This is a genomic window from Thermococcus sp. M36, assembly GCF_012027355.1.
GTDB lineage: Archaea > Methanobacteriota_B > Thermococci > Thermococcales > Thermococcaceae > Thermococcus.
Genome location: NZ_SNUH01000001.1, coordinates 1,037,231 through 1,049,903 on the forward strand (window position 1 = coordinate 1,037,231; position 12,673 = coordinate 1,049,903).

The 12,673-nt window shown below is 55.2% G+C and carries 10 protein-coding genes; 8 read left to right on the plus strand and 2 right to left on the minus strand.

Annotated elements, in window-relative coordinates; genetic code table 11:
- Positions 1–67 precede the first annotated feature (67 nt).
- From E3E36_RS05750 to E3E36_RS05775, 6 genes are all read left to right on the plus strand, one after another.
- Positions 68–1,420 (plus strand): ABC transporter substrate-binding protein, encoded by a 1,353-nt coding sequence (locus tag E3E36_RS05750; RefSeq protein ID WP_167894324.1) that lies wholly within the window; start codon positions 68–70, stop codon positions 1,418–1,420.
- 63 nt (positions 1,421–1,483) lie between these two features.
- Positions 1,484–2,362 carry a trehalose/maltose ABC transporter permease MalF gene (malF, locus tag E3E36_RS05755; protein ID WP_167894325.1) on the plus strand — a complete coding sequence of 293 codons (879 nt, stop codon included), beginning with the start codon at positions 1,484–1,486 and terminating at the stop codon, positions 2,360–2,362.
- The gene (malG, locus tag E3E36_RS05760) at positions 2,359–3,195 is read left to right on the plus strand and encodes a trehalose/maltose ABC transporter permease MalG (RefSeq protein ID WP_167894326.1); all 837 of its coding nucleotides are present in this window, start codon (positions 2,359–2,361) and stop codon (positions 3,193–3,195) included. The genes malF and malG overlap by 4 nt, the downstream gene beginning before the upstream one ends.
- A 9-nt stretch (positions 3,196–3,204) precedes the next feature.
- Positions 3,205–4,449: a trehalose synthase gene (gene treT, locus E3E36_RS05765; RefSeq protein WP_167894327.1), complete on the plus strand. Its 1,245-nt coding sequence runs from the start codon at positions 3,205–3,207 to the stop codon at positions 4,447–4,449.
- A 19-nt stretch (positions 4,450–4,468) separates the two neighbouring features.
- On the plus strand, positions 4,469–5,509 hold the full coding sequence (gene trmB / locus E3E36_RS05770; protein ID WP_342764380.1) for an HTH-type sugar-sensing transcriptional regulator TrmB: 1,041 nt from the start codon (positions 4,469–4,471) through the stop codon (positions 5,507–5,509).
- 49 nt (positions 5,510–5,558) lie between these two features.
- Entirely contained in the window at positions 5,559–6,911 is a 1,353-nt protein-coding gene (locus E3E36_RS05775; RefSeq protein WP_167894328.1) for a glycogen/starch synthase, read from the plus strand.
- On the opposite strand, the gene E3E36_RS05780 is transcribed toward E3E36_RS05775, so the two are convergent.
- Positions 6,908–7,270 (minus strand): ribonuclease P protein component 2, encoded by a 363-nt coding sequence (locus tag E3E36_RS05780; protein WP_167894826.1) that lies wholly within the window; start codon positions 7,268–7,270, stop codon positions 6,908–6,910. The two genes, E3E36_RS05775 and E3E36_RS05780, sit on opposite strands and share 4 nt — an antisense overlap.
- 73 nt (positions 7,271–7,343) lie before the next feature.
- Here E3E36_RS05780 and E3E36_RS05785 point away from each other — a divergent pair, with 73 nt between their 5' ends.
- Positions 7,344–8,429 (plus strand): radical SAM protein, encoded by a 1,086-nt coding sequence (locus E3E36_RS05785; protein WP_167894827.1) that lies wholly within the window; start codon positions 7,344–7,346, stop codon positions 8,427–8,429.
- A 115-nt stretch (positions 8,430–8,544) separates the two neighbouring features.
- Positions 8,545–9,327, plus strand: a complete 783-nt coding sequence (locus E3E36_RS05790) for a hypothetical protein (protein ID WP_167894329.1) — start codon at positions 8,545–8,547, stop codon at positions 9,325–9,327.
- Positions 9,328–9,347: 20 nt separating this feature from the next.
- On the opposite strand, the gene ileS is transcribed toward E3E36_RS05790, so the two are convergent.
- Positions 9,348–12,548, minus strand: a complete 3,201-nt coding sequence (gene ileS, locus E3E36_RS05795; RefSeq protein ID WP_167894330.1) for an isoleucine--tRNA ligase — start codon at positions 12,546–12,548, stop codon at positions 9,348–9,350.
- Between the last annotated feature and the right edge of the window lie 125 nt (positions 12,549–12,673).

The following is a 12,673-nucleotide window of genomic DNA, read 5'->3' on the forward strand; positions in this document are numbered from 1 at the left end:
CTAATGTCCACGTCAGTACCGCAAAGCATATATACTTTTAGTATACACAATTTTCGAGGTGCCTCACATGAGTACAGCATTGAGGAAGCCCCTCTGGGGGATAGTTCTGGTCGGTCTGGTGGTTTTCGGCGTTGTTGCCAGTGGGTGCGTTGGTGGGACTACCGAATCCACCACAGGCACACAGAGCACCAAGCTTGAAGGGAAGATTGTGTTCGCGGTCGGCGGTGCTCCAAACGAAATTGAGTACTGGAAACAGGTTATCGCCGAGTTTGAGAAGGCATATCCAGGGGTTACCGTTGAGCTCAAGAGGCAGGCTACGGATACGGATCAGAGGAGACTTGATCTAGTAAACGCGCTGAGGGCCAAGTCCAGCGACCCCGATGTTTTCCTGATGGACGTCGCCTGGCTCGGCCAGTTCATATCCTCGGGGTGGCTGGAACCCCTTGATTCCTACGTCCAGAAGGATAACTACGACCTCAGCGTTTTCTTCCAGAGCGTCGTCAACCTGGCTGACAAGCAGAACGGCAATCTCTGGGCGCTCCCTGTTTACGTTGATGCGGGTCTGCTGTACTACAGGGAGGACCTCCTCAAGAAGTACGGTTATGACAAGCCCCCCGAGACTTGGGATCAGCTCGTCGAGATGGCCCAGAAGATACAGCAGGGCGAGAGGAAGGACAACCCCAACTTCTGGGGTTTCGTGTGGCAGGGTAAGCAGTACGAAGGCCTCGTCTGTGACTTTGTTGAGTATGTATACAGCAACGGCGGCGAGCTTGGATACTTCAAGGACGGAAAGTGGGTTCCGACCCTGAACAAGCCTGAGAACGTTCAGGCCCTCCAGTTTATGGTGGACTTGATACACAAGTACAAGATATCGCCGCCGAGCACATACACCGAGATGACCGAAGAGCCGGTCAGGCTTACGTTCCAGCAGGGCAACGCCGTCTTTGAGAGGAACTGGCCGTACGCGTGGGGGCTCCACAACGCCAACGACTCCCCGGTCAGGGGCAAGGTCGGGATAGCCCCGCTTCCGCACTTCCCCGGACACAAGAGCGCTGCCACCCTGGGCGGATGGCACATAGGCATAAACAGGTATTCGGACAACAAAGAGCTCGCTTGGGCGTTCGTTAAGTTCGTTGAGAGCTATGAGCAGCAGAAGAACTTCGCCATAAAACTCGGCTGGAACCCCGGAAGAACCGATGTCTACAACGACCCCGATGTGCTGAAGGCCGCGCCTTACCTGAAGGATCTTAGGAGCGTCTTTGAGAACGCGGTTCCGAGGCCCATCGTTCCTTACTATCCGCAGCTCAGCCAGATCATACAGAAGTACGTAAACGCGGCCCTTGCCGGCAGCATGAGCCCGCAGGAGGCCCTTGATGCGGCCCAGAAGGAGGCGGAGGAGCTGGTTAAGCAGTACGGTTGACATTCTTCTCGTTTTTCTTTTCTTTTCGGGCAATCTATGACTTCCCACTACAGGGTGGTGCTGATGGGCGGAGTGAAGTACACCGAGGAGAAGTTTGCCTACGGCATGCTGTCCCCCATGCTGGCATTTGTGGTGCTTTTTATCATAGTGCCCGTCCTTGGAACCTTCTGGATAAGCTTACACCGGGATGTAACTTTTATTCAGGGTTTTAAATTCGTGGGGCTCGATAATTATATTACCGTGCTTGAAAAGAGAGAGTTCTGGTACTCCCTCTTCGTCACCGTGTCCTTCTCACTCGTGAGCGTGAGCCTGGAGACTTTACTCGGTCTGGCTTTTGCCCTCATATTGAACGAACGTATAAGGGGAAGGGGAATTTTGAGGGCAATAGTGCTGATCCCCTGGGCCGTTCCCACGATAATATCTGCCAGAACGTGGGAGCTGATGTACAACTACAGCTACGGCCTCTTTAACTGGATACTGGGCGCAGTTGGGCTGAGCGGCGTTAACTGGCTCGGTACTCCTCTGAGCGCGTTTTTCGCGGTGGTTCTTGCGGACGTGTGGAAGACGACACCTTTCATGGCCCTTCTTCTCCTGGCGGGCCTTCAGGCTATACCCGGGGACACTTATGAGGCCGCCATAATCGACGGGGCCAGCATGTTCCAGAGGTTCAGGCACATAACTCTCCCGCTGCTTAAACCCGTTCTGATAGTTGCGGTTACCCTGAGGACGATAGATGCCCTGAGGGTGTTTGACATAATATACGTCCTCACCGGTGGAGGGCCGGGCGGGGCGACCACCTCTGTGTCCCTGATGGCGTTTAACTACTACAACCTCGGCGACTACGGCGTTGGCTCCGCTATCTCAATACTCACCTTCCTAACGGTCCTGAGCTTTACCGTGGTGTATCTGAGGGTAGGGAGGTTCCAGGAGGGATTGAAATGAACGAAAAATCCCTTAAAAATATCCTGCTGGCCATTGGGGCAGTCTTAATGGTATTGGTGTGTCTCTTCCCCTTCATCTGGATGATAATAATATCCTTCACAAAAGACGCCACCTTCCTGGGCTCCCCCTACGTCAGCTTTGAGTTCACACTGAGCAACTACAGGACGGTCCTGAGCGACCCGACCCTCCACTTCATGGACTATTTTAGGAACAGCCTTATCATAGCCACCGTCGTGACGGTGGTAACCGTCATGATATCAGCCTTTGGGGCGTACGCGGTCTCAAGGATACGGTTCAGGGGCAGGCTCATAGTGCCGGTTTTTGTCCTGGGAGTCTCGATGTTTCCGCAGATAAGCCTCGTAGGATACCTGTTCAAGTTCATCGAAGAGCTCGGATGGATCAACACGTACAAGGCCCTGTTCTTTCCGTACGTGGCGTGGACACTGCCGCTGGCCCTCTGGATACTCCTCAGCTATTTTGCCCAGCTCCCCAAAGATCTCGATGAGGCCGCCCTAATAGATGGTGCGTCGAGGATTCAGACCCTTTACAAGGTCATACTGCCCTTGTCTGCTCCCGCCCTGTTTTCAACGGCTCTTCTGGTCTTCATAGCAGCCTTCAACGAGTTCATGTTTGCACTGCTCTTCACCACTGATTACCGGGCCAGGACGGTACCCGTCGGCATAGCTCTGTTCCAGGGGGTTCACGGAGAGGTGCCGTGGGGCAACATCATGGCCGCCTCCGCAATCTCGACAATCCCGCTGGTCATACTGGCGCTCATCTTCCAGAAGTACATAGTCAGCGGGCTTACCGCTGGTGCCCTGAAAGGAGAGTGAGGTGGTAGCATGTTTGAGGTAACAGAATTTGGAGGGCAGGGGAAGAAGCTCCGGGACTACAAGGGAATAATCGGGGAGGACGCCCTGAACAGGATACTGGAGAAGGCCGAACTGGTAAAAGGGGCGGCCTTTGCCAACGTGAACTCGACATCGTTTGGCGGGGGGGTTGCGGAGATACTCCACAACCTCATACCGCTCATGAGGGACGTTGGGGTGGACGCCAGGTGGTTCGTCATTGAGGGGAGTGATGAGTTCTTTAACGTGACCAAGGGCTTTCACAACGCCCTCCAGGGGAACAGAGAGCTCCGGCTAACTGACGAGATGAAGCGCCTCTATATTGAGACCAACAGGAAGAACGCCCGCGACGTTGATCTGGGGGCCTTTGACTACGTGCTCATCCACGACCCCCAGCCGGCACCGCTGATCGAGTTCTACGACAAGAGACAGCCGTGGATATGGAGGTGCCACATAGACCTAAGCGACCCCAACATGGAGTTCTGGGAGTTCCTCAGGGGCTTCGTGGCGAAGTATGACGCGTACATATTCCACATGGAGGAATACGTGCGCGGGGACCTTGAGGGGAGCAAAGTCGTGATAATGCCCCCGTCAATTGACCCCCTGAGCGAAAAGAACATGGAGCTCAGCGAGACGGAGGTGCTTAAAACACTTGAAAGGTTCGACGTCGATCCAGAGAGGCCGATACTCACCCAGGTTGCCCGCTTTGACCCCTGGAAGGGAATCTTCGACGTCATCGACGTGTACCGGAAGGTCAAGGAGAAAGTCCCCGATGTCCAGCTGCTGCTGGTCGGCGTTATGGCCCACGACGACCCGGAGGGCTGGGTGTACTTCGAGAAGACGCTGAGAAAGATAGGCGAGGACTACGATGTGAAAGTGCTGACAAACCTCAACGGAGTCCATGCCAGGGAGGTTAACGCCTTCCAGAGGGCCAGCGATGTTGTCCTGCAGATGTCCATAAGGGAGGGCTTTGGGCTGACGGTCACGGAGGCTATGTGGAAGGAGAAGCCCGTGGTCGGAAGGGCCGTTGGGGGAATCCGGCTTCAGATAGTTGACGGTGAAACCGGTTTCCTCGTGAGGGACGTGGAGGAGGCCTCAGAAAAGGTGCTTTACCTCCTCAAACACCCCGAGGTCGCGGGGAGGATGGGTGCGCGGGCGAAAGAGCGGGTCAGGGAGAACTTCGTCATAACAAGGCACCTTGAGAGGTACCTCGACATCCTAAACTCTTTTAGACCCTAGTTTAATTTTTAGTTATACTGTGAAGGTGGTGGCAATGGAGATTCCGTCCCATCTCTCGCAGGCGCTGAGCGAGATAGGCTTCACAAAGTATGAGGTTATGACGTACTGGACGCTCCTCGTCTACGGGCCCAGCACTGCGAGAGAGATATCCACAAAAAGCGGGGTGCCCTATAACAGGGTCTACGATACGGTGTCGTCCCTAAAGGCGAGGGGATTTGTCACTGAAATAGAGGGCAATCCCAAAGTCTACGCTGCTTACTCCCCCAGAATAGCGTTTCTCCGATTCAAGAAGGAACTCGAAACAATAGTGGAGCAGCTGGAAAAAGCACTGAATGATGTGAAGCGTGAGGATCACAGGCCTGCAATATGGAGAAGCAGGAGCCTTGACGAGGCCCTTGAAATGTTCCGGGAGGCCATTGATTCCGCTGAGAAGGAGGTCATCGTTGTCATTCCCAGCGAGTTCTTTGGACATGTGGAGGAAGACTTACTGAGGACGTTTAAGAGGGGTGTGACCCTGTCGGTATACACCGACAAAATTCCAGATCTTTCGAAGTTTCAAGGAAGAGGAAACCTGTTTGTGAGGGAGTTTTACAAGCTCAACCATATTATAGGGATGGTTGACGGGAAGGAGGTCATAGCGGTTCAGAACGTTGCTTTCAACTCAAGGAATCCCCCAGCTTTCAGATCAACGTATCCTGAGATAATCTTCTCCCAGTACAGCCTCATAATAGAGATCTTCAAGGAGTCGTCACTGAGGGTGGAAGTTATCAACAATCCCGGTGACCTCCGGTTTTTTGCCATGTTCCATGCGGTTGATTTTGTCACCAGATACTTGAAAGACAGGCATATTATGGCCACGATCAGGGGCAAACACATTGAAACGGGAAAAAATGAGACGATTAATGGGCTCGTAGTGGGGTATACATTTTCACTCAAGGAGGCTATTAACAACATCCATGTGGAGACGGAGGGGGGCATAGTAAAGATCGGAGGAATGTTTGCCGTTGTTGAGGATTACGAGAGCACCGACGTCAGGTTTACAGTGGGTGAGCCATCGTAATTCCGGCATCCGAGATTATATTCGATATAAAACGTCTGGAGGTGTCTGGATGAGGATTTTGATACTGGGATTTGAGTACCTGCCAGTAAAGGTGGGCGGTCTGGCCGAGGCGATAACGAGCATAGCCGAGGGGTTGGCGAAGCTCGGCAATGAGGTTGTGGTCTTTACCCCCGACCACGGGAAAGGGCTCGGTGAGGCCGTTAGCTCCTTCAAGGTCTCGGCCTTTGGTGAGGTCACCGAGGTGACAGTCAGGAGGAGGGAGCAGAACGGCGTTACGGTCTACTCCTTCGGAGGGGGACTCTTAAGCGAGCCCGACGTTTACGGGCCGGGCTGGAAGGGGCTGTTGAAGAAGACCATCCTCTTCGGAAAGGCCAGCGCCGGACTTCTGAACGAACTCATAGACGAGTTCAGCCCCGACGTCGTCCACGCCCACGACTGGCACACCGTCTTTGCCCTCGGCCTTTTGAAGAAGTATTTTGGAGTTAGGGGCGTCTTTACCGTCCACAGGCTAAACAAGGCAAAAATACTCGGCAGCTATTTCCACGAGGCCAGCCTGGGCGAGCTCGCCCCCTACCCTGACATCGACCCAGAGTACACCGCGGCCTATATTGCCGACATGGTGACGACGGTGAGCAGGAGCTACCTGCTGGAGGAGTGGGACTTTTTCGGCACCTTTGAGGGCAAGGTTACACACGTCTTCAACGGCATAGACTGTTCCTTCTGGAATGAGGATTTCCTTGAGAATAAAAACCTGCCCAGGGAGGAGCGCAGAAGGCGCATCCTGGAGAGATTCGGCCTCTCTGACGGGAAGGCCTTCATGTTCATAGGCCGCTTTGATAGGGCCCAGAAGGGCGTTGACACCCTCCTCAGAGCCATCGAGATACTCTCAACCGATCCGGCCTTTGTGGACATGCGCTTTATCATCATAGGAAAAGGCGACCCCGAACTGGAGCGCTGGGCAAAAGCCGTCGGGAACCGCTTCCCGGAGAACGTCAGGGTGATTACCGAGCTCCTCAGCAGGGAAACGGTGCGTGAGCTCTACGGTTCGGTTGATTTCGTCCTGATACCGTCGTACTTCGAGCCCTTCGGTTTAGTCCAGCTGGAGGCGATGTGCCTCGGTGCCGTCCCGATAGGCAGCGCCGTTGGAGGGATAAAGGACACAATAATCGACCTCGATGCCGACCCGGAGAATGCGACGGGCATGCTCGTTCCCCCAAGGGATGCCTTCGCCCTGGCAAGGGCCATGATAAGGGCCAAAAACCTTGACGGGGAAACGCTTCAGAGGCTCAGGGAGAACGGCAGGCGGCGGGGCAGGGAGGACTTCACATGGGAGAACGCCTGCAGGAGGTACCTCAGGGTTTACAGCGGCGCGGTTGACAGGGCGATGCACTTTATCAGCTAGCGCCAGCCAAACTCTGCCAGAAACTTCCTCTTCAACCTTTTTATCGTCCCGGAAACTCCCAACGTCCTGAAAATCGCCCTTGAACCGTTGATTTGGGTGATCAGGGTTAAAGCGAGGCGGAGTTCCTCCACGTGCTTCCTGTCAACGCGCACGATGCCCGTCTGGCTCTCCTCGTCGAACTTTATGAACCAGGGCTTTGCCCTCGCCGAGCCGAGGGTTCCCAGTGTCGAGAGGCTCGCGTCCCAGACTGCACGCTTTATCTCGTCCTTGGTGAAGGCCCTCTCACCTATAACCTGGAAGGCTATGTAGCGGTGCTTGTCCCTCAGGGTGGGCGGCAGGTACTTCGGCTTCTCCCTCATAGGCATCTGCTCAACTTTGCCCGCCAACCTTTTTAAATCCCTTGCCCCGTGTAGGGTTAGCGAGGTGAGTTGGTTGGTCTGGGAGACGCCTTACTTTTCATACGCTGTGAGAGACCTTCCGAAGGGCTGCCAGCTCTGCGTTAGGGGCGAGAAGCTCGTCCTCTTCACCACCGGGGCCTGCCCGAGGGACTGCTTCTACTGTCCCCTCAGTCCCTGGAGGAGAGGCGACGTCGTTTACGCCAACGAGAGGCAGGTTAAAGGGCAGGATGATGTCATAGAGGAGTCCCTCATACAGGAGGCCAGAGGGGCAGGGGTTACAGGAGGAGACCCCCTCGCGAGGCTCGACAGGACGGTTGAGTACATCCGGCTCCTTAAGGAGAATTTTGGCGATGACTTTCACATCCATCTCTATACAACCGGTGCCCTAGCCACAAAGAAAAACCTTGAGAGGCTCTACGACGCCGGTTTAGATGAGATAAGGTTCCACCCTGACCTCTTCAATCCGAACTCGAAGCTCTTCAAAGTCGAGATGGAGAACATAAAGAACGCCTTTGACTTTGACTGGGACGTTGGCGGCGAGATACCCTCGATCCCGGGTCAGTTCGAGAGGATGAAGTGGTACGCCGAGTTTTTGGATAGGCACGGCGCGAAGTTCCTCAACGTCAACGAGCTGGAGTTCAGTGAAACGACGCTCAAGACGATGCTCGATATGGGCTATCAGCCGGTGAGCGACGAGAGCGCCGCGATAAAGGGCTCCCTTGAGCTGGGCCTAAAGCTCCTTGAGTGGGGTGAGGAGAACACGTCGCTGAGCTACCATCTGTGCACCGCGAAGCTGAAAGATGCAGTCCAGCTCAAGAACAGACTGAGGAGAATGGCGAGGAACGTAGCCAAGCCGTACATGGAGATAACGGAGGACGGGACGCTCCGCTTCGGTATAGCGGAATACGACGACCTCGACGAGCTCTACGAGTTTCTCGTTAATGAGGCCGAAGTCCCGGTGGAGTGGCTGTACATCAACAGGGAGAGGGGAAGGATAGAGATGCCGGAGGAGGTCGCCGTCGAGCTTGCTGAGGCTGTAGAGGGCGATGTGAGGTTCTTCATAGTCGAAGAGTACCCGACCTTCGACAGGCTTGAGGTGGAGAGAACCCCCTTACCGTGAGCTCTACTGTTTTACTCCCGCAGGTTGTTGATTCTGGGGGCGTAAGTAACTTACGGGGGCATAAGTTGTTAGGGTTCCGAAAAGATTATTTACCCCCACAGATATTAAACCCGCCATGCGGAAGATTTTGGAACTCGCCCTCCAGTCGGGCTTTCTGATTGCGTTCTGGGTGGCCATGTGGCTCTTTATTCCGGATACCCGGAAAAATCTCAACGCAGTCAATCTCATCGCGGCATTCTCACTGCTCGTGCCGTTTCTACTCTCTGCTAGATACTTCATGGGGAAAGCCCTTGAGGGCTACGGCTACTCCCGCGGGGACGTTAAACGGCTCCCCGAGATTCTTGAGAAAACGTGGGGCAGGAGCTATCTTCCAAGGGAGGTTCAGGAGATCATAGGGAGGCACATCATGTTCTGGGGTTTCTTCGCGACCGCTATAATCATGGCGGGAAACCTGGTGGAGGGAGTCATCGGCACCGCATCGGTCTTTGCGGTAATTCTTTCGTTTTTCGTCCTCCTCGTCTCAATGGTCATCTGGGCCATCATACTCCCTCTCTCCATCCACGGGACCCTCTCCGGTGAAAAGCCGCACGAAGGGCTTTTGATGGGCCTTGCCGTCAAGTACAACCTGATCTTTACCGTGATTCTCATCGCAGTCAGATTAATGACCCTCCACTTCAATCCTCCAAATCCAGGCGAGCCTCTGGAAAAATTCCTCTCCTTCGGTAGGAACACCCGCCTCTTTGAGTCCCTCCTAGAGCTCTCCGCCATCAACGTCCTCTTTGGGATAGCTGGATTCTACGGGCCGAGAAGGATCGGAAAACTGGCGGTGCCTGTCTTGCTGGCCATCGTTGTGGCCCAGCTGTGGGTGATGTGGCGGTTGCTCGTTGGGATTTTGTAAGAAAAAAGAGGTCAAAGGCCTCACTCCACCTTCTCGATCCCTATCTTCGCCTGAACCTCTGGCCACTCGACGACGTAGCCCTTGGCCTCCTCGAACTTTACTTCGACGGCCCTCGTCTCCTTCATCACGTAGTCGAGGTTCTCGCTGAGCAGCTCGCGGTTCTCGTCCGTGGTCTCTATCGTGACTTTAATGCGGTCGTTCACGTCCAAGTCAAGGCGCTTCCTCATCTCTTGAATCCTCCTGACGAACTCCCTCGCGAGTCCCTCAGCGAGGAGCTCCCTTGTGAGGGTCTTGTCCACGAAGACCCTTCCGCCGTCGAAGTCTTCGCTGACGAAGAAGTCCGGCAGCTTCTCCTCTACGCTGAGATGCTCCCTGGTGAGGTGGAAGGTCTTTCCTTCGAGCTCGACGTCCATCTCACCGGCCTCGTAGAGCTCCCTGCCGTGCTCGGCTATCCATGCTATTACGAGCTTCGCGTCGCCCTTGAACTCGGGGCCAACCTTGGCGAAGTTCGGCTTTATGACGAGCTCGCGCTCCACCTTTCCTACAACAACTTCCTTGGCGTTGAGCTGGTCGCGCAGGATTCTGTTGAGCCTCTCGACGGCCTTCTTTACGGTCTCATCCTCCGTCTCGACGATTATCCTCCTGACCGGGTAGCGGAGCTTTATCTTAGCCCTCTGCCTGGCGCTTGAGCCGGCCTCGACTATCCTCCTGACGGCCTCCATCTCCCCCTCAAGCTCCTCGTCCCTGACCTTCTCCTCGGCCCTTGGCCAGTCGAGCATGTGGACGCTCTCGACACCGAGGAACGGCCTCAGCATGTTCTGATATATCTCCTCGGCTATGTAGGGCGTGAACGGGGCCATAAGCCTCAGCAGGACGTCAAAGACCTTCCAGACAGTGTAGTAGGCGGCGAGCTTGTCAGGGTCATCCCCCTCGACCCACATGCGCTTCCTGATGAGCCTCACGTACCACCTGCTCAGATCCTCGACGACGAAGTGGTATATCGCCCTAGTCGCCTTCGTCAGCCTGAAGGTCTCTATACCCTCAGTGACGTCTCCGATGAGGCCGTTGGCCCTGCTGAGTATCCACCTGTCCTCCTCCCTGAAGGGAAGCTCCTCTGGGTTGAGCTTCGTCGGGTCGAAGCTGTCGAGGCTCATGTAGGTCGCGCTGAGGACATAGACGTTCCAGAGTATGTTGAGCATCCTCTTGACCTGCTCAAGCCCCTTCCAGCTGAAGCGCAGGTTCTCCCACGGGTTCGTCGCCCAGAGCATGTAGAACCTGAAGGGATCCCTGCCCTCCTTCTGGACGACCTCCTCCGGCCTTATGATGTTGCCGAGGCTCTTGCTCATCTTGTCGCCCTTCTCATCGAGAACATATCCATGCATCGCCACGTGCCTGTAGGGGACTGTGTCGAAGGCTATAACGCTGGCTGCCTGCTGGGAGTAGAACCACTTGGTGACCTGGTCTTCGCCCTCGACTATGAAGTCCGCTGGCCAGAGCTTTTCAAAGGACTCCTTGTTCCTCGGGTAGTCGAGGGAAGCCCAGCTGGCTATTCCACTGTCGAACCAGACGTCAACGACGTCCTTGACGCGGCGCATCTCTTTACCGTTGACCTTTATGATGAAGGCATCCACGTAAGGCCTGTGCAGGTCCTCCGGGCCGAGCTTCTCCTCTATGACTTTGAGCTTCTCATTGTAGTCCTCCGGGAGGTCTATCCTCTCGCCGTTAACCTCTATCGCAACGCTGAGCTCGACGAGTTCCTTGAAGCTTCCAACGACGTGTATCTCGCCGTCCTCGCTCTGCCATATCGGGAGGGGTATGCCCCAGTACCTCTGCCTGCTTATGACCCAGTCGCCCGAGTTGAGGACACCGTTGTCGTATCTGACTTTCACCCAGTCCGGGTACCAGGTCACCTTCTCATCGTTCTCCTTGATTATGAGGTCCTTAACTTTGCTGACCTTGAGGAACCACTGGTCGGTGGCCCTGAATATGAGCGGGGTCTTACAGCGCCAGCAGTGCGGGTACTTGTGCTCTATCGTTCCGGCCTTCACGAGGTAGCCCTTCTCGCGGAGGTGCTCTATTATCTCCGGATCGGCGTCCTTGACGTATGTTCCCTTCCAGTAGCCCTCGATGTAGCGTCCCTCATCGTCAACCGGGCTGTAAACCGGAAGCCCGTACGCTCTTCCGACCTCGTAGTCCTCCTCACCGTGGCCCGGTGCGGTGTGGACTAAGCCGGTACCGTCCCCGAGGGTGACGTGCTCGCCGAGGATCACGCGGTGGGCCCACTCGTACTTCTCGCGGAACTCCTTTTGAGCTGGATACTCGTCCATGAGTATGTGCACGTAGCGGAGCCCTTCGAGTTCCTCACCCTTGAACTCCTCGACGATTTCACCCCTGACGCCGACCTCACTCAAAACCCTCTCAACGAGGGCCTTCGCTATTATCCAGTACTCTTCCCTGCCCTCGGTTTCGACCTTAACTTTGGCGTAGTCATACTCCGGGTGAACGGCAACCGCTAAGTTCGCCGGGAGCGTCCAGGGCGTGGTCGTCCAGATGAGGAGGTACTCATTCTCCATGCCCTCTATCGGGAACTTGACGTATATGCTCGGGTCCTCCCTTATCTTGTACTCGCCGCGAACCTCGTGCTCGGCTAAGGCCGTCTCACAGCGCGGACACCAGTGGAGGACGCGCTTGTCCTTCTCCAAGAGGCCCTTTTCCCAGGCCCTCTTGAGCGTGAACCAGCCCGATTCGATGTACTCGTTCTTTATCGTCATGTAAGGGTTGTCCCAGTCCATCCAAACGCCGAGCTGCTTGAACTGCTCGGTCATGACCCTGAGGTTGTTGAGGGCGAACTCCTTGCACTTCCTTATGAAGTTCTCAACGCCTATCTCAGTTTCGATGTCCTTCTTGGTCTTAAGTCCAAGCGCCTGCTCAACCTTGACCTCTATCGGGAGGCCGTGCATGTCGAAGCCCGGCTGCCTGCGGACGTTGTAGCCCTGCATGGTTCTGAACCTTATCACCATGTCCTTGATTATCTTGTTCCAGGCGGTACCGAGGTGTATTGCACCGCTGACGTACGGGGGCCCGTCGAGGAAGTAGTACTTCGGGCCCTTTGCTCTGCTTTCCTTCACCTTCTCATAGGTGTTGTTCTCCTTCCAAAAGCGCTCGACCTTTTCCTCAAACTTCCCTGGGTTATACTCCCTAAACTCCGGTTCCTTTATCATGTCAAAACCCTCCAGAAATGATCTTTAGGATGGACTACCCTAGAACAGGGGGACTCAAGCCGCGAAACGGGCGAAGCGAAGGATAAAACACTCCCCCCTCATGGGCATCGGGGCAAAATTGGGAA